This window comes from Plantactinospora veratri, assembly GCF_036421995.1.
GTDB lineage: Bacteria > Actinomycetota > Actinomycetes > Mycobacteriales > Micromonosporaceae > Plantactinospora > Plantactinospora veratri.
The window spans coordinates 43,778-65,137 of sequence record NZ_JAZGQL010000003.1 but is presented as its reverse complement, the minus strand read 5'-3'; the positions used below and the strand labels follow the sequence as shown (position 1 = coordinate 65,137).

Annotated in this window: 17 protein-coding genes; 10 read left to right on the top strand and 7 right to left on the bottom strand. The window is 72.5% G+C overall.

Annotated elements, in window-relative coordinates:
• Nucleotides 1-81: 81 nt before the first annotated feature.
• Complete coding sequence (locus V1634_RS03615) at nucleotides 82-879, top strand: TetR/AcrR family transcriptional regulator (protein WP_331206293.1); 798 nt, start codon at nucleotides 82-84, stop codon at nucleotides 877-879.
• On the opposite strand, the gene V1634_RS03610 is transcribed toward V1634_RS03615, so the two are convergent.
• Nucleotides 873-1,928: a S66 family peptidase gene (locus V1634_RS03610; RefSeq protein WP_331206292.1), complete on the bottom strand. Its 1,056-nt coding sequence runs from the start codon at nucleotides 1,926-1,928 to the stop codon at nucleotides 873-875. The two genes, V1634_RS03615 and V1634_RS03610, sit on opposite strands and share 7 nt — an antisense overlap.
• Before the next feature lie 233 nt (nucleotides 1,929-2,161).
• On the opposite strand from V1634_RS03610, the gene ppc reads away from it, so the two are divergent.
• On the top strand, nucleotides 2,162-4,948 hold the full coding sequence (gene ppc / locus V1634_RS03605; RefSeq protein WP_331206291.1) for a phosphoenolpyruvate carboxylase: 2,787 nt from the start codon (nucleotides 2,162-2,164) through the stop codon (nucleotides 4,946-4,948).
• Between the two features lie 130 nt (nucleotides 4,949-5,078).
• Here ppc and V1634_RS03600 read toward each other — a convergent pair whose 3' ends face one another.
• The 4 genes from V1634_RS03600 to V1634_RS03585 are packed head-to-tail and all read right to left on the bottom strand — an operon-like array spanning nucleotide 5,079 to nucleotide 8,582.
• Nucleotides 5,079-5,789, bottom strand: a complete 711-nt coding sequence (locus tag V1634_RS03600) for an ABC transporter permease (protein WP_331206290.1) — start codon at nucleotides 5,787-5,789, stop codon at nucleotides 5,079-5,081.
• A gap of 5 nt (nucleotides 5,790-5,794) precedes the next feature.
• The gene (locus tag V1634_RS03595) at nucleotides 5,795-6,706 is read right to left on the bottom strand and encodes an ABC transporter ATP-binding protein (RefSeq protein ID WP_331206289.1); all 912 of its coding nucleotides are present in this window, start codon (nucleotides 6,704-6,706) and stop codon (nucleotides 5,795-5,797) included.
• Nucleotides 6,703-7,587, bottom strand: a complete 885-nt coding sequence (locus tag V1634_RS03590) for an ABC transporter permease subunit (protein ID WP_331206288.1) — start codon at nucleotides 7,585-7,587, stop codon at nucleotides 6,703-6,705. The genes V1634_RS03595 and V1634_RS03590 overlap by 4 nt, the downstream gene beginning before the upstream one ends.
• On the bottom strand, nucleotides 7,587-8,582 hold the full coding sequence (locus tag V1634_RS03585) for an ABC transporter ATP-binding protein (RefSeq protein WP_331206287.1): 996 nt from the start codon (nucleotides 8,580-8,582) through the stop codon (nucleotides 7,587-7,589). Before V1634_RS03585 ends, V1634_RS03590 begins: the two co-directional genes overlap by 1 nt.
• Nucleotides 8,583-8,848: 266 nt before the next feature.
• Between V1634_RS03585 and cysC the strand changes: the two genes are divergently transcribed.
• The 6 genes from cysC (at nucleotide 8,849) to V1634_RS03555 (ending at nucleotide 16,158) form a co-directional block, all read left to right on the top strand.
• Nucleotides 8,849-10,378 (top strand): adenylyl-sulfate kinase, encoded by a 1,530-nt coding sequence (cysC, locus tag V1634_RS03580; RefSeq protein WP_331206286.1) that lies wholly within the window; start codon nucleotides 8,849-8,851, stop codon nucleotides 10,376-10,378.
• A 129-nt stretch (nucleotides 10,379-10,507) separates the two neighbouring features.
• Nucleotides 10,508-12,568 carry a beta-galactosidase gene (locus V1634_RS03575; protein ID WP_331206285.1) on the top strand — a complete coding sequence of 687 codons (2,061 nt, stop codon included), beginning with the start codon at nucleotides 10,508-10,510 and terminating at the stop codon, nucleotides 12,566-12,568.
• Nucleotides 12,568-13,347 carry a DeoR/GlpR family DNA-binding transcription regulator gene (locus tag V1634_RS03570; RefSeq protein WP_331206284.1) on the top strand — a complete coding sequence of 260 codons (780 nt, stop codon included), beginning with the start codon at nucleotides 12,568-12,570 and terminating at the stop codon, nucleotides 13,345-13,347. Before V1634_RS03575 ends, V1634_RS03570 begins: the two co-directional genes overlap by 1 nt.
• Nucleotides 13,348-13,352: 5 nt before the next feature.
• Nucleotides 13,353-14,423 (top strand): galactose-1-phosphate uridylyltransferase, encoded by a 1,071-nt coding sequence (galT, locus tag V1634_RS03565; protein ID WP_407951709.1) that lies wholly within the window; start codon nucleotides 13,353-13,355, stop codon nucleotides 14,421-14,423.
• 48 nt (nucleotides 14,424-14,471) lie between these two features.
• Complete coding sequence (locus tag V1634_RS03560) at nucleotides 14,472-15,644, top strand: serine hydrolase domain-containing protein (protein WP_331206282.1); 1,173 nt, start codon at nucleotides 14,472-14,474, stop codon at nucleotides 15,642-15,644.
• 70 nt (nucleotides 15,645-15,714) lie between these two features.
• Nucleotides 15,715-16,158, top strand: coding sequence for a VOC family protein (locus tag V1634_RS03555; RefSeq protein ID WP_331206281.1), 444 nt, complete (start codon nucleotides 15,715-15,717; stop codon nucleotides 16,156-16,158).
• A gap of 322 nt (nucleotides 16,159-16,480) precedes the next feature.
• Here the strand turns inward: V1634_RS03555 and V1634_RS03550 are convergent, their stop codons facing one another.
• A complete protein-coding gene (locus V1634_RS03550) occupies nucleotides 16,481-17,698 on the bottom strand; it encodes an NADP-dependent isocitrate dehydrogenase (protein ID WP_331206280.1) in 1,218 nt (405 codons plus the stop codon).
• Nucleotides 17,699-17,779: 81 nt separating this feature from the next.
• Between V1634_RS03550 and V1634_RS03545 the strand changes: the two genes are divergently transcribed.
• Entirely contained in the window at nucleotides 17,780-18,598 is an 819-nt protein-coding gene (locus tag V1634_RS03545; protein WP_331206279.1) for an MBL fold metallo-hydrolase, read from the top strand.
• Nucleotides 18,599-18,660: 62 nt separating this feature from the next.
• A complete protein-coding gene (locus V1634_RS03540; RefSeq protein ID WP_331206278.1) occupies nucleotides 18,661-20,334 on the top strand; it encodes an alkaline phosphatase D family protein in 1,674 nt (557 codons plus the stop codon).
• Between the two features lie 66 nt (nucleotides 20,335-20,400).
• On the opposite strand, the gene mdh is transcribed toward V1634_RS03540, so the two are convergent.
• Nucleotides 20,401-21,351 (bottom strand): malate dehydrogenase, encoded by a 951-nt coding sequence (mdh, locus tag V1634_RS03535; RefSeq protein WP_107260693.1) that lies wholly within the window; start codon nucleotides 21,349-21,351, stop codon nucleotides 20,401-20,403.
• Between the last annotated feature and the right edge of the window lie 9 nt (nucleotides 21,352-21,360).

The window sequence follows — 21,360 nt, the reverse complement described above, 5'->3', positions numbered from 1 at the left end:
GCAGGTGGTCGCCGGGCGCGGCAACATTCGCGTACCGGGTACGGGAAGTAACATCGGGCCGTACCCGGGAGGAGGCGGACGATGCCGGTGGAGCGCAGCGGTGGCGGGGACCCCGACCGCACCCTGGCACTGCTCTGGACCGCCCAGCCGCCGCCCGGCACCCCCGGAGCCGCCGGCCGGCCCGCTCGGGGCCGCCCGCCCCGGCTGACCGTAGGGCAGATCCGGCAGGCCGCGATCACGGTCGCCGACCGGGAGGGCCTGGCCACCATGTCGATGGCCCGGGTCGCCGAGGAACTCGGCGTCGGCACGATGTCGCTCTACACGTACGTCCCGGGCAAGGCCGAACTGATCGACCTGATGGTCGACGGGGTGATGGCCGACCGCGACCTCCCCGGCCCGGGCGACGTACGCCCGACGGACTGGCGGGCCCGGATCGAGCTGTACGCCGAGCGGACCCGGACGATGTACCAGCGCCACCCGTGGCTGCGGGAGGTCTCCACCGTCCGCCCGCCGCTCGGGCCGGGCCTGCTCGCCCAGCAGGAGTACCTGCTGGCCGCCCTGGCCGACCTCGGCCTGCCGGCCCGGCAGACGGTCGCCGCCGGGAACGCGATCGTCAACTTCGTCGACGCCGCCGCCCGGCAGCAGGCCGAGGCGGACCAGTTGGAGCGGGCCACCGGGCAGTCGACCGACGAGTGGTGGTCGGACCGGGACTCGTTCTGGGCGGAACACTTCGACGTCGAGCGTTATCCGGCGATGAACCGCACCTGGGAGGCGGGCGGCTTCGTCGACACCCCGGACGCGATGGCCGACGCCTACCGGTTCGGGCTGCGCCTGCTGCTCGACGGCATCCAGCGCGCGGTCGAGGCCGCCGGTCAGTAGCGGACGCTGATCCGCTTCGCCGCCGCGTCGAGCCGGACCTCGCCGCCGTACGGGACGACGAGCTGCGGGTCGGTGTGCCCGACCTCCAGGTCGAAGACGACCACCGCGTCGGGGGCGTATTCGGCGCAGGCCCGGCGTACGGCGGCCCGCTGGGCGTCGGCGTACGCCCGCTTCTCCTCCGGGGTGTGCCGTCGGGCCAGGTCCCAGGCCTTGGCCCGGCCGACCAGCACGGCGGGAAAGCCGCCGAGCAGGCCCCGCTCCCCCATGTCCCGCAGGATCCGGTAGACCTCGGCGTCCGGGGGCAGCTCCTCGGAGGTCTCGATCAGCAGCACGCAGCCCGCGTACGCCTCGTTCGGGCCGACCCGGCCGGCCCGGAGCAGCCAGGAGAGCACCTCCAGGTTGCCGCCCCAGATCCGCCCCTCGACCGGCCGCTCCGGCCCGTACCAGCGCCGGGCGGAGGCCGGGAACATCGTCGGGGTCCGGGCCAACCCGGTCGGGTCGCGCCAGTCGCCGGACTCGTCGGTGTATTCGGCGACCTCGAGCAGCTCGTGCCAGCCCTCGCCGAACAGGGCGGTACGCAGCGACTCCACCGTCACCGGATGGGTCGCGCCGCCCCGGCCGAGGTGCACCATCACCGAGCCGCCGTGGTAGCCGACGATGCCCAGGTCGAAGAGGTGGGCCAGCAGGTTGGTGTTGTCGGAGTAGCCGTAGAACGGCTTCGGGTTCGCCCGCAGCACCGCGTCGTCCAGGTGCGGGACGACGGTGATCTGGTCCTCGCCGCCGATGGTGGCCAGCACCGCCGTGACCGACGGGTCCGCGAAGGCGGCGGTGAGGTCCCGGGCCCGGTCCCGGGGGTCGGCGTCGACCGCCCGGGTGGTCGGGTACTCGACCGGCACCAGGTCGAACTCGTCGCGCAGCCGGCGCAGGCCCAGCTCGTGGACCTCGGGGAAGAGCCCGGGCAGGCCGGCGGAGGGGGAGACCACCGCGACCCGGTCGCCGGGGCGGGGCTTCGGCGGGTAGCGCGGTGTCGGACCGGACCGCTCGGACATTCCGCCAGGCTAGTGGGCGGCGGCGTACGGGCAGGACGTGAGCAAATTAACGATCACGGGTACCGGTGCCCGGGACTCGACATAACGTACGTTTTGTCGGCACCGGATAGGCTCTACCAGTACCTGCGGCCAACCAGTACGGCACGAGCCTCGTTAGCGTTCCGGGACCGGCCGCCGATAGCATCCACTGTGTCGGACAACGCTGTCCTCCGTACTCGATCAAGGAGCGCACGGTGACCGACCAGCATGATCACGACGGACCCGACGCCGCGCTGCGGGCCGACATCCGCCGGCTCGGCAAGCTCCTCGGCCAGACCCTCGCCCGCCAGGAGGGCCCGCCCCTGCTCGACCTGGTCGAGGAGGTCCGCGCCCTGGTCCGGCACGACGCGGAGGCGGCCGCCCAGCGGCTCGGCGCTATGGACGTGACCACCGGCACCAAGCTGGCCCGGGCCTTCTCCACCTACTTCCACCTGGCCAACATCACCGAACAGGTGCACCGCTCCCGCGACCTGCGCCGGCAGCGGGCCGCGCACGGCGGCTGGCTGGACCAGGCCGCCCGGCTGATCCGGGAGCGCGGGGTGCCGCCGGAGGAGATCGCCTCGGTCGCCCGCCGGCTCTCCGTCCGGCCGGTCTTCACCGCCCACCCGACCGAGGCGGCCCGCCGGTCGATCCTCTCCAAGCTGCGCGCCGTCGCCGACGAACTCGACGCCGAGGCCGCCGCCGCGATCCTCTACGGCGCCAGCGACGAGGGCCCGGCCAGCCGGCGGCTGGCCGAACTGCTCGACCTGCTCTGGCAGACCGACGAGCTGCGGCTCGACCGGCCGGACCCGACCGACGAGGCCCGCAACGCCATCTACTACCTGCGCGACCTCTACGCCGAGGCGGCGCCGCAGGTCCTCGACGACCTCGCCGACACCCTGCGCGGGCTCGGCGTGGAGACCGCGCCGACCGCCCGGCCGCTGACCTTCGGCACCTGGATCGGCGGCGACCGCGACGGCAACCCGTTCGTCACCCCGCAGGTCACCCGGGACGTGCTGCTGATCCAGTACGAGCACGGCATCCAGGCGACCGAGGCGGCGATGGAGGCGCTGATCAACGAGATCTCGGTCTCCCGCCGGCTGCGCGGGGTCAGCCTCGACCTGAGCGCCAGCCTCGCCAAGGACCTGGACGCGCTCCCCGAGGTGGCCCCCCGGTTCCGCCGGGTCAACGCCGAGGAACCGTACCGGCTCAAGGCGCGCTGCGTCCGGGCCAAGCTCGCCAACACCCGGCGCCGGCTCAACCAGGGCACCGCGCACGTGCCGGGGCGGGACTACCGGGGCTCGGCCGACCTCCTCGCCGACCTGGAGCTGATGCGCGCCTCGCTGGCCCGCAACTCCGGCCAGCTCACCGCCGTCGGCCGGCTCGCCTCGGCGATCCGCACCGTCGCCGCCTTCGGCCCGCACCTGGCGACGATGGACATCCGGGAGCACGCCGAGGCGCACCACGTGGTGCTCTCCCAGTTCTACACCCAGGTCGGCGAGGTGCCGGACTACGCGACGCTGAGCCGGACCGAGCGGACCAAGCTGCTCGCCGAGGAGCTGGCCGGACGCCGTCCGCTCTCCACCATGGACACCCCGCTGACCGAGCCGGCCCGGAAGACCTTCGACGTCTTCGGCACCATCCGCGAGGTGCAGGAGCGGTTCGGCGTCGAGGTGATCGAGTCGTACATCATCTCGATGACGCTCGGCGTGGACGACGTACTCGCCGCCGTGGTGCTGGCCCGGGAGGCCGGGCTGGTCGACGTGCACACCGGCCGGGCCCGGGTCGGCTTCGTGCCGCTGCTGGAGACCCCGGCCGAGCTGGACGCCGGTGGCGAGCTGCTGGACGAGATGCTGTCGCTGCCGGCGTACCGGGCGATCGTGGCGGCCCGGGGCGACGTGCAGGAGGTGATGCTCGGCTACTCCGACTCCAACAAGGAGGCCGGGATCACCACCTCGCAGTGGTCCATCCACCGGGCGCAGCGGGCACTGCGGGACGTGGCCGCCCGGCACAACGTACGGCTGCGGCTCTTCCACGGCCGGGGCGGTACGGTCGGCCGGGGCGGCGGCCCCACCCACGAGGCGATCCTCGCCCAGCCGTACGGCACGCTGGACGGCGAGATCAAGGTGACCGAGCAGGGCGAGGTCATCTCCGACAAGTACACGCTCCCCTCGCTGGCCCGGGAGAACCTGGAACTCACCCTGGCGGCGGTGTTGCAGAGCACCCTGCTGCACACCACCCCCCGGCAGCCCGCCGAGGCGCTGGACCGCTGGGACGCCACCATGGACGTGGTCTCCGGCGCGGCATACCGGCGCTACCGGTCGCTGGTGGAGAACCCGGACCTGCCGGCGTACTTCTGGGCCTCCACCCCGACCGAGCTGCTCGGCGCGCTCAACATCGGCTCCCGGCCGGCGAAGCGGCCGAACACCGGGGCCGGGCTGGCCGGGCTGCGCGCCATCCCGTGGGTCTTCGGCTGGACCCAGACCCGGCAGATCGTCCCCGGCTGGTTCGGCGTCGGGTCCGGGCTGGCCGCCGCCCGCGAGGCCGGGATGGCCGACATCCTGACCGAGATGCACCGGGCCTGGCACTTCTTCGGCACGTTCCTGTCGAACGTCGAGATGATGCTGAGCAAGACCGACCTGAACATCGCCCGCCGGTACGTCGACACCCTGGTACCGGAGCCGCTGCACCCGATCTTCCACATGATCGAGGCGGAGTACGAGCTGACCAAACGGGAGGTGCTGGCCATCACCGCCTCCCCCGCGCTGCTGGAGAACTCTCCGGTGCTCCAGCGCACCCTCGCCGTCCGGGACACCTATCTGGAGCCGCTGCACCACCTCCAGGTGGCGCTGCTGCGGCAGTACCGCGACTCGGGTGCCGCCGGCCGGGCCATGGCCACCGCTCCGGGCGGCCGGCGCGCCCCCGGCGACGGTACGGCGCTGGAACGGGCCCTGCTCACCACCGTCAACGGGATCGCCGCCGGGATGCGCAACACCGGCTGATCTCCCTCGGCCGGGGCGTCCCGGCCACAGGTCACCCGGACGTCGAGCAGGCAGCGGGAGGGGCGATGGCGGTCACGGTACGCCGGGCGCTGGAGTGGCGGCCCGCAGCGCCGGGCCGCCACCCGACCGGCTAGCTCGTCTCGCCGGCCACGCTGAACCTGCCCAGCCGGCGGATCGCCAGCAGGGTGAAGCCGACCGTGAAGACCCCGCTCATCACGATCGCCACCGGCAGTGACACCGAACCGTCCAGCAGCGCCGTCGGCGCGATCCGGTCGGTCAGGGTCACCACGTAGTGCTGCACCGACAGCACCCGGGTACCGCTGACGATGCTGCTGAGCAGGCCCTCCCAGATCAGCACGTAGACCAGGCCGAGCAGCACCGGGCGGCGGGTCAGCAGGCTCAGGGCCAGGAAGAACGCCGAGTACGCCAGCGCGCCGACCGCGCTCGCGGCGGCCAGCCCGAGCCCGAACCGTACGGACTCGACCAGTACCCCGGCGACGTAGAGCGGGATGGCGACGGTCAGGGCGGTGACCCCGGTCGCCACGGCCAGCTTCGGCAGCACGATCTGCCACCGGGGCAGCGGCTTGGTCAGGATGTGCAGCAGCGTGCCGTCGTCGATCTCGGAGCCGAGCACCGCCGTACCGACGATCAGCGCGGTGACCGGCAGCACCACGCCCAGCCCCAGCCCGTAGACGACCGGCTGACCCCACTCGGTCGGGGCGATGCCGGTCACCCGGGCCAGCACGGCCAGCCCGACCAGCAGCAGCGGCAGCGGAAAGAGCAGCAGGAACCGGCGCCGGCCGAGCAGCCCACGCGCGGTGATCCAGGAAACAGTCGCCATGATCCTCACGCCTCTACCAGGTAGGAGAACACGCTCTCCAGGGACTCGTCCGAGGGCAGCAGCCGGCGTATCCGGATGCCGGAGGCCAGCGCGATCTTCGGCAGGGCCCGGGTGAAGCTGCCGTAGTCACCGGCCCGGACGGTCAGCCCGTCCCGGTTGAGGTCCACCCCGGTGACCGAGGGCTGGCCGATCAGCTCCACGGCGAGCCGCCGGTCGTCGCTGGACTGCACCGCGAAGACGTGCGGCCGGTTGGTCATCAGCCGCCGGATGGTCCGGAAGTCGCCGGAGGCGGCCAGCCGGCCCGAGACGATCACCTGGACGGTGCCGGAGACCTGCTCGACCTCCTCCAGGATGTGCGAGCTGAACAGGATCGTCCGGCCCTGCCCGCCGAGCGAGTGCAGCAGCTCCATCATGTGCAGCCGCTGCCTCGGGTCCATCCCGTTGAACGGCTCGTCCAGCAGCAGTACCTGCGGGTCGTGCACCAGGGCGGCGGCGACCCGGGCCCGCTGGCGCATGCCCTTGGAGTAGGTGCCGATCCGGCGGTCCTGCGCGTCGGTCAGCTCGACCAGCTCGATCGCCCGCCGCGCCGCCGCCTCCGGCTCGGCCATCCGGTGCAGCCGGGCGCTGGCCAGCGCGAACTCGTACGCGCTGAGGAAGTCGTAGACCGACTCCCGCTCGGTGACCAGGCCGAGCCGCCGGTAGACCTCCGGGTTCTTCCAGGTGGGTTCCCCGTCGAGCGTCACCGTGCCCTTCGAGGGGGCCAGGAACCCGGCCATCATGTGCAGCACGGTGGTCTTGCCGGCGCCGTTCGGCCCGAGCAGCCCGGTGACCCCGGGGCCGAGATTCATCGACACGTCGTTGACGGCCACCACGTTGCCGTACCAGCGGGAGACCCCGGTCAGTTCCAGGTTGCTCATCGGGCGGCGACCTTCCGGTAACGGGCGAGCAGCAGCAGGGTGCCGGCGACGACGAACCCGACGGCGACCAGGCCGTAGAGCGGGCCGTACGGGCCGACGTCGAGGTCACTACTCGCATCGACCGCCCAGTCACCGATCCCGGCGACCAGGGTGACCGGGCTGGCCAGCCCGGCGAGCTGGTTCGCCGCCTCGTACGGCATCACCGACAGCACCGCGACCACCGGGGTGGTCAGCAGGAACGCGCCGACGATCGCACCGGCCGCGACCGCGCGGCGCCGGACCAGGGAGGCGACCAGCAGCGCGAGCGCCGAGTAGACGACCGCGTGTACGGCGACATAGCCGAGCGCCGGCAGGAAGTCGCCGAGTTCGTCCCAGACCGCCCCGATGCCGTCGACCATGAACGCGGCGCCGGCGAACATCACGGTCAGCGGTACGCCGATGGTCAGGAAGGTCGCCGAGATCAGCGCGGCCAGCTTGACCAGCGCGTAGTCCGAGCGGTGCAGCGGGCGGGCGAAGTAGAGCGGCAGTACCCCGCTGTGCAGGTCCCGGGAGGCGAGTTCCGGGGCGACGATGGCGCAGAAGAAGATGATCAGCACGCTGAGCGTCTCGGGGAACTCCGCGTAGCTCAACGGCGACTCGCCGATCTGGGCCCGGACGGCGGTCAGCACCGCGGCGACCACCCCGACCACCCCGACGATCAGCCACGGGAAGATCTTCGCCTTGAAGGTGCGCCCGAGCCCGAAGGCGGTACGCAGGCTGTGCAGGTAGAGCGCGCCGACCAGGTGCCGCCGGCCGAGCCGGGGACCGTCGTACCGCTGGTAGCCGATATCGTGGATGACCCCGGCCGGACGGTCGGTCCGCGGGGTGTCGAGCGTGGTCATCAGGCGCCCTCCAGGGCGGTGCCGGTGGCGATCGGCTCGGCAACCCGGGCCGGATCGGTGGCGAAGAGTTCGACGACCCGGTGCCGCCGCTGGTCGAGCCGGTGCAGCGGCAGGTCCAGTTCGGCGACCGCGGTCAGGATGAGGTCGTACGTCCTGTCGAGGGCCGAGTCCCGCGCCTGCGCGCCGGCCGCCACCGCACCGGGGTCGAGCAGCGGTACGAGCAGCAGCCGGCCGTCCTGCCGGACCGGCAGCCCGGCGGCGGCGAGCCGGGCGGCCAGATCCTCGGTGCCCTCGCTCACCTCCACCGAGAGCACCTCGGTCACCGCGGTCATGTCGGCCAGTTGCGCCGACCGGAGCAGCTTGCCGCCCTCGATCGCGACGAGTGCGTCGCAGATCCGCTCGACCTCGCCGAGCAGGTGCGAGCAGACCAGCACGGAGATGCCGAACTCGGTGCCGATCCGCTCGATCAGGGCGAGCATGGCGTCCCGGCCGGCCGGGTCCAGCCCGTTGGTCGGCTCGTCGAGCAGCAGCAGGTCCGGGTCGTGCACCAGCGCCTGGGCCAGCTTGACCCGCTGTTTCATGCCGGTGGAGTAGCCGCCGACCTGGCGGTAGCGCTCCTCGTAGAGGCCGACGTGCCGCAGCGTCTCGGAGGCCCGCTCCCGGGCCGTCGTCTTGGGCAGCCCGCTCATCCGTCCCATGTGCGTGACGAACTCCGCGGCCGACAGGTCCGGCGGCAGGCAGTCGTGCTCGGGCATGTAGCCGACCCGGGCCCGGACCTGGTGGCCGTCCACGGTCGGATCGAGGCCGAGCACCCGGGCCTGTCCGCCGGTCGGCTCCAGCAGACCGAGCATGATCTTGATGAAGGTCGACTTGCCCGCTCCGTTGGCTCCGACCAGACCGACGATGCCCGGCTCGACGGTGACCGTCAGGTCGGACAACGCGGTCACCCGATTGCCGTACGTCTTGGTCAGCGACTGGGTCGCGATCAGTGTCACGCTGCCAGGGTAGGGCCGGTGGCACGTACCGGAGGTCAGGAAACCACCCTGGAAGTACCCCTGAATCGCCCGGGCGGTGGCGGCCGCCTCCCCTAGGGGCCGGGCAAGACTTTCGTAATCCCCGCGTCCGGTTGGGTAACCTCCTGATGGCCACCGAACGAACGCGGACGCCACCGATCCGGGCGTCCAAACGGGAGTGGCGGTCTCGACCGATCGACGGCCGGCTGCGAAACTGTGTGCCGGCCGGCCGGGTAGTTGGGGGTGCGATGAGCAACGGGTGGGTGCTGCCCGATGAGTTGCTGCGTGACGCTCCGGCGTACACGCCGCGCCCCTATGAGCTGGCCGACCTGGAGTTGCTGCTCTCCGGAGCGTACGCCCCGCTCACCGGCTTCATGGGCCGGGCCGACCTGGCCTCGGTGGCCCGGCGCGGCCGGCTCGCCGACGGCTCCGCCTGGCCGGTGCCGGTGACCCTCCAGGTCCCGGCCGACCTGGTCAGCGGAATCGACCTGAACAATCCGGTCGAGCGCGGCCTGGTCCTCACCGACCCGGAGGGGGCGCCGACCGCGCTGCTGGAGGTCGCCGACCTCTGGCCCACCACCCAGGGCTGGTTCGGCGTCGGCGGCCCGGTACGCCGGATCGGCGACGGCGGGCACGGCCCGTTCCAGCGGCTCCGCCGCGCCCCGGCCGAGGTGCGGGAGTTGCTGCCGCCGGGCCGGGTGCTCGGGGTGATCGCCGACCGGCCGCTGCACCGGCCGCAGCTCGCGCAGATCGCGCACGCGGTCCGGACCCTCGCCGCCCACCTGCTCATCCTGATCCCGGTCGCCAACACCAGCTCGGACGGGTTGCCGCCGGAGGTGCTGGTCCGGAGCATCTTCGGGGCCCGGGACCGGATGCCGCCGGCCACCATCGTCGCGGTGCCGATCGCCCGGCGCGGCGACGACATCTGGGACGCCCTGCTGCGGGCCCGGGTGGCCCGGGCCTACGGGGTGACGCACGTCCTCTCCACCACCGAGATGCTCACCGGCGGCGGGCTGCGGATGCTGGTCCCCCGCGAGCTGGCCTACGACAACCGGGACGGGCAGTGGCGGTGGCGGGACGACATCCCGCCGCGCAACCGGCGGCTGCCGCTCGGGCAGGAGGAGATCGAGGACCTGCTCGACCGGGGCTTCCCGCTGCCGGAGTGGCACACCCCGCCGGCGGTCGCCAAGGAGCTGACCCGGGCCCGGCCGCCCCGCCGGCACCGGGGTCTGGTGGTCTTCTTCACCGGGCTCTCCGGCTCGGGCAAGTCGACCATCGCCCGGGGGTTGGCCGACGCGCTGCGGGAGAGCGGGGACCGCACGATCACCCTGCTCGACGGCGACGTGGTCCGCCGGGAACTCTCCGCCGGGTTGGGTTTCAGCCGGGCGGACCGGGATCTGAACGTACGCCGGATCGGCTGGGTCGCCGCCGAGGTCGCCCGGCACCGGGGTCTCGCCATCTGCTGCCCGATCGCGCCCTACCACCGGGCCCGGTCTATCGCCCGGGAGATGGCCCGCTCGGCCGGTGCCGGTTTCGTGCTGGTGCACGTCGCCACCCCGCTGGCGGTCTGCGAGCGGCGCGACCGCAAGGGCCTGTACGCCCGCGCCCGGGCCGGCCAGCTCACCGGGATGACCGGCGTCGACGACCCGTACGAGGAGCCGACCGACGCCGAGCTGGTACTCGACACCACGGACCTGACGGTGGACGAGTGCGTACACCTGCTGCTCACGCACCTGACCGAGACCGGCTGGGTCGAGTCCCGCCTGCAACAACTGTAAGGAAGGGCCCCTTGTTATCGCATTTTGCATAGGAAGGGCCCCCGCCTAACACTCCCTGAGCCGTCCGCACCGCCCGCAGGCGCTAGTGTGCGTATCTGTTGGATTTCGTGCGAGCGCGTTGGAGGCGGTGTGGGCGGTCTGGTGCGAGGCGTCGAGGGCCTGAGCTACGGCGGGGACTACAACCCGGAGCAGTGGCCCGAGGAGGTCTGGCCGCAGGACGTGGCCCTGATGCGCGAGGCCGGGGTCAACCTGGTCACCGTCGGCGTCTTCGCCTGGGCCTGGCTCGAACCGGCTCCCGGGCGGTACGACTTCGACCGGCTGGACCGGATCATGGACATGCTGCACGCCGGAGGGATCCGGGTCTGCCTCGCCACCGCCACCGCCTCGCCACCGCCCTGGTTCTCCCACGCCCACCCCGAGACGCTGCCGGTGGACGCGGACGGGCGGCGGTTGACGTACGGCAGCCGGCAGGCGATCTGCGCCAGTTCACCGGTGTACCGGCGGGCCGCGGTGGCGCTGACCGAGCAGCTCGCCCGGCGCTACGCGGACCACCCGGCGCTGGCCGTCTGGCACGTGCACAACGAGTACGCCTGCCACAACGCGCACTGCTACTGCGACACCTCGGCCGAGGCGTTCCGCGGCTGGCTCCAGGCCCGGTACGGCGACCTCGACGGCCTCAACACGGCCTGGGGTACGGCGTTCTGGTCGCAGACCTACACCGACTGGGCGCAGGTGCAGCCGCCCCGGGCCACCCCGACCTCGTCCAACCCGACGCAGGTGCTGGACTTCAAGCGGTTCAGCTCGGACGAGCACCTGGCCTGCTTCACCGCCGAACGCGACGCGCTGCACCGGCTCTCCCCCGGAATCCCGATCACCACCAACCTGATGACGGCGAGCTGCGTCAACCTGGACTACTGGGCCTGGGGCCGGGAGCTGACCGGCCCGGACCGGCTGCTCTCCAACGACCACTACCTGCTCGGTGAGCACCCGCTCGAACCACCGGCCCAGATCGCCTTCGCCGCCGACCTGAGCCGGTCGCTGGCCGGCGGCCCGTGGCTGCTGATGGAGCACTCCACCAGCGCGGTCAACTGGCAGCCGCGCAACCTGGCCAAGCCGGCCGGGCAGCTTGTCCGGGACGCGCTGGCGCACGTGGCCCGGGGCTCGGAGGGGGCGCTCTTCTTCCAGTGGCGGGCCAGCCGGGCCGGCTCGGAGAAGTGGCACTCGGCGATGCTGCCGCACGCCGGCACCGACTCGAAGATCTGGCGCGAGGTGGTCCAGCTCGGCCGCCACCTGCGGGCGCTGGCCGAGATCGAGGGCTCCCGCACCGAGGCGGAGGTCGCGGTACTGCTGGACTACTCCTCCGTCTGGGCCCAGGAGGCGGCCAACCAGCCGAGCACCGACATGGTCGCCTTCGACGAGATCCGCCGCTGGCACAGCGCGCTCTGGCGGGCCGGAATCACCGCCGACCTGGCCGCGCCCGGCGCCGACCTGACCGGCTACAAGCTGGTGCTGGCCCCCGCGCTCTACCTGGTGGACGACGCCGCGATCGGCAACCTGACCGGGTACGTCCGCTCCGGCGGGACGCTGGTGGTCGGCCCGTACAGCGGGCTGGTCGACGAGTGCGACCGGGTCCGCCCGGCCCCGCTGCCGGGCGGCTTCGCCGAGCTGCTCGGCATCCGGGTCGAGGAGTTCTTCCCACTCCCCGCCGCCGGTACCGTCCGGCTCGACGACGGCACCTCGGCCGGGGTCTGGACCGAGGCGCTGGTCGCGGCGGACGCCGAGGTGCTGGTCAGGTACGACAACGGGCCGGTCGCGGGCGGCCCGGCCGTCACCCGGCGGGGGGCCACGCATGTTGCGGATCCCTCGGCCGGGGAGGGCGGGGCGGCCTGGTATCTCGGTACCCGGCTGGAGCAGACCGCACTGGGCCGGCTGCTGGCCCGGATCGCGGAGCAGGCCGGCGTCGCGCCGGTCGCACCGGCCGTACCCGGGGTGGAGCAGATCCGGCGGCGACACCCGGACGGCCGGTCGTACCTCTTCCTGCTCAACCGCTCCGGCCGGCCGGCGGAGGTCGACGCGGCCGGAACCGACCTGCTGACCGGTGTCCGGTGGGCCGGGCGCACCACGGTCGAGCCGCACGGCGTCGCGGTGCTGGCGCAGCGGCCGGAGCCGGAACCGACCGGGGCGCCCTGATGCTGGCCCAGCAGCGCCAGGAGGCGATCCTCGACCGGGTCCGCACCGCCGGCGGGGTCCGGGTCACCGAGCTGGCCGGCGAGTTCGGCGTCTCCGACATGACCATCCGGCGCGACCTGGAGGTGCTGGCCGAACGCGGCCTGCTGGCCAAGGTGCACGGCGGGGCGACCACCGCCCGGCCCGGTTCGACCGACGAGCCGGGCTTCGCGGTCAAGTCGGTGCGGCAGCGGCCCGAGAAGGCCGCCATCGCGGCCGAGGCCGCCCGGCTGGTCACCCCCGGGATGGCGGTCGCGCTCTCCGCGGGTACGACCACCGCCGAACTCGCCCGCCGGCTGGCCGGGGTACCGGCGCTGACCGTGGTCACCAACTCGATCCCGGTCGCCGAGATCCTGCACCGCTCCGGCCGCCCGGACCAGACGGTGGTACTCACCGGCGGGGTACGCACCCCGTCCGACGCGCTGGTCGGGCCGGTGGCGGTGGCCACGATCCGCTCGCTCCACCTGGACCTGGTCTTCCTCGGAGTGCACGGGATGAGCGAGCGGGCCGGGTTCAGCACCCCGAACCTGCTGGAGGCGGAGACGAACCGGGCGCTGCTGGCCTCGGCCGACCGGCTGGTGGTGCTGGCCGACTCCACCAAGTGGGCGACGGTGGGGATCTCGTCCTTCGCCGAGCTGGCCGAGGCGCACACCGTGGTCTCCGACACCGGCCTGCCCGAACCGGCCCGGGAGATCCTCCGGGCGCAGGTGGCCGAACTACTGCTCTGTGAGGTGACACCGTGAGGCGGATGGCGGTCAAACTGGCCGACGGGCGCGAGCTGATCTATTTCGACGAGCACCCGGACGCGGTCCGGGAGGGGCCGGACCGGCGGGACCTGCCGCTCCCGCCGCCCGCCTCGCAGCTCCGCTACGACCCGCTGGTCGACGAGTGGGTCGCGGTCGCCGCGCACCGGCAGGGCCGGATCTTCCTGCCGCCGAGCGACCAGTGCCCACTGTGTCCGTCCACTCCGGAACGGTCCAGCGAGATCCCGGCGTACGACTACGACGTGGTGGTCTTCGAGAACCGCTTCCCGTCCTTCAGCGACCGGCCCGGCGACCCGCCCGGCCAGATCACCCCGTACACGGCGGTGCGGCCGGGGACGGGGCGGTGCGAGGTGGTCTGCTTCACCGCCGACCACTCCGCGTCGTTCGCCAGCCTGCCGCCGAGCCGGGTGCGTACCGTGCTGGAGGCGCTCGCCGACCGTACCGCCGCACTCTCCGGGCTGCCCGGGGTGGAGCAGGTCTTCTGCTTCGAGAACCGGGGGGTGGAGATCGGGGTGACCCTGCACCACCCGCACGGGCAGATCTACGCGTACCCGTTCCTGCCGCCGCGCAGCCGGGCGCTGCTGGCCGCCGCCGAGCGGCACGCGGAACGCACCGGCGGACGCAACCTCTACGCCGACGTACTCGCCGCCGAGCGGGCCGCCGGGGATCGGGTGGTACTGGCCAACGAGCACTGGACGGCGTACGTGCCGGCCGCGGCCCGCTGGCCGTTCGAGGTGCACGTCGCGCCGCACCGCCCGGTACCGGACATCCCGGCGCTGGACGACGCCGAGCGGGACGCCTTCGGCCCGCTCTACCTGGACCTGCTGCGCCGGCTCGACCGGCTCTTCGACCGGCCGCTGCCGTACATCTCGGCCTGGCACCAGGCGCCGGTGCACGCCGATCCGGCCCTGGCGCACCTGCACCTCCAGGTCTTCAGCATCCGGCGGGCGGCGGACAAGCTGAAATACCTGGCCGGCTCGGAGTCGGCGATGGGGGTCTTCATCAACGACATCGCGCCGGAGCGGGCCGCCCAACTGCTCCGGGACGCCGGCTGATCCCGCGCACCGACCGGTTCTGTCGGTGCCGGACCGTAGGCTGCCGCCATGACCGACTCGGACGGGGCGGACCGGCTGCACTCCGCGATGGCGGCCCGGGTCGGCCGGGGCGCCCTGCCCGGCCTGGTGACGGTGCTGGCCCGGGGCGACGACGTGCGGATCGACCCGATCGGGACGCTGACGGCCGGCGGCACCGCTCCGATGCGCGCCGACGCCATCTTCCGGATCACCTCGATGACCAAGCCGGTGCTCGCGGTCGCCACCATGATGCTGGTCGAGGAGGGCCGGCTGGCGCTGGACGAGACGGTCGACCGGCTGCTGCCCGAGCTGGCCGGGCGCGGCGTGCTCCGCCGGCTCGACGGTCCGCTCGACGACACCGTGCCGGCCGCGCGCCCGACCACCGTCGAGGACCTGCTGACCTTCCGGATGGGGCACGGTCTGCTCTTCGAGCCGACCTTCCAGCCGGCGTACCCGATCGTCACCGCCACCGACGAGCTTGGGCTGGCGATCGGGCCGCCCGATCCGCGCTCCCCGCACGAGCCGGCGGAGTGGCTCCGGCGCTTCGGCACCCTGCCGCTGATGCACCAGCCGGGTGAGCGGTGGCAGTACGATTCCGCCGCCGACGTGCTCGGCGTGCTGGTCGCCCGGGCCGCCGGCCGGCCGCTGCCGGAGTTGCTCCGGGACCGGATATTCGTGCCGCTGGGAATGGTCGACACCGGTTTCACCGTGCCCGCCGCGCACGCCGACCGGTTGGCCGGGCTCTACGCGCGAGACCCGGCGACCGGTGTGCTGGCCGAGCGGGACGTCTCCGGTCCGGCCGAGTGGGCGGTGCCGCCGGTCTTTCCGGCCGGCGCGAACGGGTTGGTCTCGACCGCGCCCGACTATCTGGCCTTCGCCCGCCTGCTGCTGCGCCGAGGGGTGCACCAGGGACGGCGGCTGCTGTCGGAGGAGTCGGTCGAGCTGATCACCACCAATCATCTGACGCCGGAGCAGATCGCCAGTGGCGGCCCGGTGCTCGACGGCTACGGCTGGGGCTACTGCGTCGCCGTCGCCGTCACCCCGGACGAGGCGTCTGCGGTTTCCGGCGGCTACGGCTGGAGCGGCGGCTACGGCACCTCCTGGTTCACCGACCCGCACCGGGACCTGATCGCGATCGTGATGACCCAGACCGCCGACTTCCTCTCCGACGGTGGTCTGGCCGAGTTCCGGAAGCTGGCCTGACCGCCGCACCCTGGCGCCGGGCTCGGCAAACCGGCACCACCGGTCGCGTCGGTCTGGACAATGACTGGTCATGGAACAACGCGTGCACTTCGTCACCGTCGCCACCCGGGATCTCGACCGGGCCCGCGACTTCTACGTCGAAGGGCTGGGCTGGACGCCGACCCTGGACGTACCCGACGAGATCCTCTTCTTCCAGGTGGCGCCGGGGGTGGTGCTCGGGCTCTTCGAGGCGGAGGCGTTCGCCGCCGACCTCGGTGCCGGTACGCCGCTGTTGCCCGCACCCACCGGCTTCACCCTGTCGCACAACGTGGAGAGCCCGGCGGAGGTCGACCGGGTGCTGGCGCAGGCGGCCGCTGCCGGGGCGACGATCGTCAAGTCCGGCCGGAACGCCGCCTTCGGCGGATACCACGGCCACTTCTCGGATCCGAACGAGCTGCTCTGGGAGGTCGCGCACAACCCGGGCTGGCAGGTGGCCGAGGACGGGCGGGTGACGCTCGGCCCGATCGAGGAGTGAACGGCAGCGGGCTCGACGGGCCGGAGACGAGGGCGCGGGGGGCCCGGGACAGGGCCCCCCGCAGGGAAGGGACGGCCGGCTGTGCGCAACAGCCGGGAAGACCGCTCCATCCGGTACGGACCTCTCGCGGTGGCCTCGACCGGGCCGGTCTTCCTGGACGCGACTGGCATCACGTCCACCCTGTCCAACGAGGGCACCCCGCACACGGTAACGGCACAAATCGACCGATCTCCGACGTCACCGATCCAGCGGCCCGGCAGATGTTGACGACTCGTCGTCGGAATGGCTGACGAGTCGTCAACATCCGCAGGCCGCGAGAACGTCAGGCGCCGAGCTTCTTCGCCAGGTTCTGGTCGAGCGCGGCCATGAACTCGTCGGTGGTCAGCCACGGGGCGTCCCGGGAGATCAGCAGCGCCAGGTCCTTGGTCATCTGACCACCCTCGACGGTCTCCACGCAGACCCGCTCCAGCGCCTCGGCGAACCGGCTCACCTCGGGGGTGCCGTCCAGCTTGCCCCGGTGCGCGAGGCCCCGGGTCCAGGCGAAGATCGACGCGATCGGGTTGGTCGAGGTCTTCTCGCCCTTCTGCCACTGCCGGTAGTGCCGGGTGACCGTGCCGTGCGCCGCCTCGGCCTCGACCGTACGGCCGTCCGGGGTCATCAGCACCGAGGTCATCAGGCCCAGCGAGCCGAAGCCCTGCGCGACGGTGTCGGACTGCACGTCACCGTCGTAGTTCTTGCAGGCCCAGACGAAGCCGCCCTCCCACTTCAGCGCGGCGGCGACCATGTCGTCGATCAGCCGGTGCTCGTAGGTGATCCCGGCGGCGTCGAAGTCCGACTTGAACTCCGCCTCGAAGACCTCGGCGAAGATGTCCTTGAACCGGCCGTCGTACGCCTTGAGGATGGTGTTCTTGGTGGAGAGGTAGACCGGGTAGCCACGGTCCAGTCCGTACCGGAACGAGGCCCGGGCGAAGTCCCGGATCGAGTCGTCGAAGTTGTACATCCCCATCGTGACGCCGCCACCGGGGAAGTTCGCCACCTCCATCTCGACCGGGGCACCGCCGTCGGTCGGGGTGTAGGTGATGGTGACCGTGCCCGGCCCCGGCACCACGAAGTCGGTCGCCTTGTACTGGTCGCCGTGCGCGTGCCGGCCGATGATGATCGGCTTGGTCCAGCCCGGCACCAGCCGGGGCACGTTGGACATGATGATCGGCTCGCGGAAGACCACGCCGCCGAGGATGTTCCGGATGGTGCCGTTCGGCGAGCGCCACATCTTCTTGAGGCCGAACTCCTCCACCCGGGCCTCGTCCGGGGTGATGGTGGCGCACTTCACGCCCACGCCGTGCTGCTTGATCGCGTTCGCCGCGTCGACCGTCACCTGGTCGTCGGTCTCGTCGCGGTACTGGATCGACAGGTCGTAGTAGTGCAGGTCGACGTCGAGGTACGGCAGGATCAGCTGATCGCGGATCTGCTTCCAGATGATCCGGGTCATCTCGTCGCCGTCGAGTTCTACCACCGGATTCGTAACCTTGATCTTCGCCATCGGGCGACGCTCCTCTCCGGGACATCTGCTCTAGCAGTACGAGCGTACTGGAGAGTGTCGGGGGCCCGTACACTGCCTGCCATGCTCAGCCGTTCCGTGGGCCCGGTCACCGTCGTCGCGCTGCCGGACGCCGAAGGGCTGTTCTTCCAGCCCCGCACCGAGGCGTTCCCGACCGCCACCGCCGCACAGTGGCGGCTGGCCGACGAACGCGACCCGGGCGCGGTGACCGCCGACGGGCAGTGGCGGCTGCCGTTCCGCTGCTTCGCGCTCCGCTTCGACGACGGCCCCGCAGCCGGCCGGGTGATCCTGGTCGACGCCGGCATCGGCCCCGCCGACGCCCCCGCCCGGAGCTGGGCCCCGGTGCCCGGCCGGCTGCCGGCCGAACTCGCCGCCGCCGGCATCGCGCCGGAACAGGTCGACACCGTGGTACTCACCCACCTGCACACCGACCACGTCGGCTGGGCGGTCACCGGCGGGGCCGGTGCCCCGTACTTCGGCAACGCCCGCTACCTGCTGCAACAGGCCGAGATCGCGGCGTTCCGCCGGCACGACCCCGCCGGGGTGACCGGCTACCTGCTCGACCCGCTCACCGCCGCCGGCCAGCTCGACGCGCTCGACGGCGACCTCCGGCTCGCCCCCGGGATCCGGATCGTCGCCACCCCCGGCCACACCCCCGGGCACCAGTCGGTGCTGGTCGAGCATGCCGACCAGGCACTGCTGCTCACCGGCGACCTGCTGGTGCACGCGGTGCAGCTGGTCGCGCCCGAGCTGCCGTACGCCCACGAGGGCGACCCGGTCACCGCCCGCGCCTCGCGGGAGCGGCTCCTCACCGAGCTGGCCACCCGGCCGGCCGCCACGCTCGGCACCCCGCACCTGAGTACACCCTTCGTTCCGCTGTAGTACTGCTTAAGGTCGGTTGTTACCGGTGGCGTGCTTCGCCCCAGCTCCGCAGCATCGAGGGCATGACTCCTGCGTACCCGTTCAACCGCCGACGCTTCGTCTCGGCGGCCGGTGCCGCGACCGCCGGCCTCGTGGTCGGACCGATGCTGCTCAACTCCGCAGGCGTGGCCGCGCACGTACCGTCCAGCGCCGGCGGGCCGCTACCGACCGGCCTCTTCACCCTCGGTGTCGCCTCCGGTGATCCGCTGCCGGACGGCGTGGTGCTCTGGACCCGCCTCGCCCCGCAGCCGCTGCTCGGCGGCGGCATGCCGGACCGGCCGGTTCCGGTGCACTGGGAGGTCGCCGAGGACGAGCGGTTCCGCCGGATCCGTCGCCGGGGTACCGCGCTCGCCGTGGCCGACCTGGCCCACTCGGTGCACGTCGAGGTCTCCGGGCTGCGCGCCGACACCGAATACCACTACCGGTTCCGGGCCGGTCGGGAGATCTCCCCGGTGGGCCGCACCCGGGCCGCACCGGCGGCGCACGCCCGGCCCCGGCGGCTGCGGTTCGCGTTCGCGAGCTGCCAGGACTACCAGGCCGGGGCGTACACCGCGCACCAGCACCTGGCCGACGAGGACCTCGCCTTCGTCGCGTTCCTCGGCGACTACATCTACGAGAACCGGCCGAACCCGGCGGCGTACCGGGTGCACCAGGGCACCGACGAGCCGTACTCGCTGACCGACTACCGCAACCAGCACGCGCAGTACAAGACCGACCTTGACCTCCAGCGGGCGCACGCGGCGTTTCCCTGGGTGGTCACCTTCGACGACCATGAACTGGACAACAACTGGGCCGACGAGATCCCGCAGGATCCGGCCCAGCAGACCCCGGAGGCGTTCCGGGCCCGCCGCAGAGCCGCCTTCCAGGCGTACTACGAGCACATGCCGCTGCGCCGGTCGGCCCTGCCCCGCGGCCTGGACCTGCGGCTCTACCGCCGGCTCCGCTTCGGCGACCTGGCCAGCGTGCACGTGCTGGACACCCGGCAGTACCGCAGCGACCAGCCGGCCACCCTCGCCGACGCGCAGAACCCGGAGCTGTCGATGACCGGGCCGGAGCAGGAACGCTGGCTGGTGCACGGGCTGCGCTCGTCCGGCAGCCGGTGGAACCTGCTGGCCAACCAGGTGATGTGGGCCTCGAACGACCGCCAGGCCGGACCGGCGCAGACGTTCGACCTGGACAACTGGGACGGGTACCGGGCACAGCGCCGCCGGCTGCTGGAGTTCTTCGGCTCCGGCCAGGTGGACAATCCGGTCGTGCTGACCGGGGACCGGCACTGCACCTGGGTCTGCGACCTGAAGCCGGACTTCGACGACCCGGCCTCGCCGGTGGTCGGCGCCGAGATCACCGGTACGTCGATCACCTCGGGCGGCAACCCGGACACCGCCGCCTTCCACCGCACGTACGACCCGATCATGGCGGAGAGCCCGCACTGGAAGTACATCGACAACCAGCGCGGCTACCTGGTCTGCGACGTGACCCCGGAACGGATGCTCAGCTCGTTGCGGCTGGTCGACACCGTCTGGGCACCCACCGCCACGGTGCGGACCGCCGCCGAGTTCCTCGTGCTCGCCGGTGAGCCGGGCATCTCGGTGCTCAGCCAGGAGGCACCGGCCGAGAGCGCCAACGCGCTGCGCCGGGCGGCCGCCGGGCCGGTCTATCCGGTGACCGAGCACCAGGACTCGTTCCCGCTGCGCTGACGGGTGTAAGGAAGGGCCCCTTCTTATACAAAAACCGATAAGAAGGGGCCCTTCCTTACACCCGGATCACATGTTGGCGACGTCGGCCTGCTTGGCCCGGACCGCCTCGGCGGCGGCCTTCAGGCTCTCGATCTCGTCGGCGTCCAGCGGCGTCTCCACGATCCGGCGTACGCCCTCCCGGCCGATCTCCGCCTCGACGCCGAGGTAGACCCCGGAGATGCCGAACTCGCCGTCGACCCAGGCGCAGACCGGCATGACCTCGCCGGAGTCGGTCGCCACGGCCCGGGCCATCCGGGCGGCGGCGGCCGACGGCGCGTAGTACGCCGAACCGGTCTTGAGCAGCGCGACCACCTCGGCACCACCGTTGCGGGTGCGTACCACCAGCTCCTCGATCTGCTCCGCCGGCATCACGTCGCGCAGCGGCTTGCCGTCGACGGTGCTGCGGGACGGCACCGGCACCATCGTGTCACCGTGCGAGCCGAGGGTGAGGGTCCGCACCGAGCCGACCTTCACGCCGAGCGCCTCGGCGACGAAGTTGGTGAACCGGGCGGTGTCGAGCATGCCGGCCTGGCCGAGCACCCGGTTCCTGGGGAACTGGGTGGCGATCTGGGCCAGCGCGGTCATCTCGTCCAGCGGGTTGGAGACGACGATGACCACGGCGTTCGGGGCGTACTTGGCGACGTTCTCGGCGACCTGGCGGACGATCCGGGCGTTGGTCTCCAGCAGGTCCATCCGGCTCATGCCCGGCTTGCGGGGCAGCCCGGCGGTGATCACGACGACGTCGGAGCCCTCGATCTGCTCGTAGCCCTCGCCGCCCTTGCCGGTCGTCACGCCGACGACCTTGGTCTCGAAGCCCTCGACCGGGCGCGACTGGTTGAGGTCCAGCGCGATGCCCTCGGGCTTGCCCTCGATGATGTCGGTGATCACGACAGTGTCGAAGACGTCGTACTCCGCGAGGCGCTGCGCGGTCGTCGAGCCGTAGAAGCCGGCACCGACTACGGTGACCTTTTTGCCCATGGTCGTCCC

Coding starts and splice junctions, on each gene's coding strand:
- V1634_RS03550 (WP_331206280.1), bottom strand. CDS start 17,698: ATGGCGAAGATCAAGGTTACGAATCCGGTGGTAGAACTCGACGGCGAC.
- V1634_RS03595 (WP_331206289.1), bottom strand. CDS start 6,706: ATGAGCAACCTGGAACTGACCGGGGTCTCCCGCTGGTACGGCAACGTG.
- V1634_RS03600 (WP_331206290.1), bottom strand. CDS start 5,789: ATGGCGACTGTTTCCTGGATCACCGCGCGTGGGCTGCTCGGCCGGCGC.
- V1634_RS03610 (WP_331206292.1), bottom strand. CDS start 1,928: ATGTCCGAGCGGTCCGGTCCGACACCGCGCTACCCGCCGAAGCCCCGC.
- cysC (WP_331206286.1), top strand. CDS start 8,849: ATGAGCAACGGGTGGGTGCTGCCCGATGAGTTGCTGCGTGACGCTCCG.
- V1634_RS03545 (WP_331206279.1), top strand. CDS start 17,780: ATGCTCAGCCGTTCCGTGGGCCCGGTCACCGTCGTCGCGCTGCCGGAC.
- V1634_RS03590 (WP_331206288.1), bottom strand. CDS start 7,587: ATGACCACGCTCGACACCCCGCGGACCGACCGTCCGGCCGGGGTCATC.
- V1634_RS03555 (WP_331206281.1), top strand. CDS start 15,715: ATGGAACAACGCGTGCACTTCGTCACCGTCGCCACCCGGGATCTCGAC.
- V1634_RS03615 (WP_331206293.1), top strand. CDS start 82: ATGCCGGTGGAGCGCAGCGGTGGCGGGGACCCCGACCGCACCCTGGCA.
- V1634_RS03540 (WP_331206278.1), top strand. CDS start 18,661: ATGACTCCTGCGTACCCGTTCAACCGCCGACGCTTCGTCTCGGCGGCC.
- mdh (WP_107260693.1), bottom strand. CDS start 21,351: ATGGGCAAAAAGGTCACCGTAGTCGGTGCCGGCTTCTACGGCTCGACG.
- V1634_RS03570 (WP_331206284.1), top strand. CDS start 12,568: ATGCTGGCCCAGCAGCGCCAGGAGGCGATCCTCGACCGGGTCCGCACC.
- galT (WP_407951709.1), top strand. CDS start 13,353: ATGGCGGTCAAACTGGCCGACGGGCGCGAGCTGATCTATTTCGACGAG.
- V1634_RS03560 (WP_331206282.1), top strand. CDS start 14,472: ATGACCGACTCGGACGGGGCGGACCGGCTGCACTCCGCGATGGCGGCC.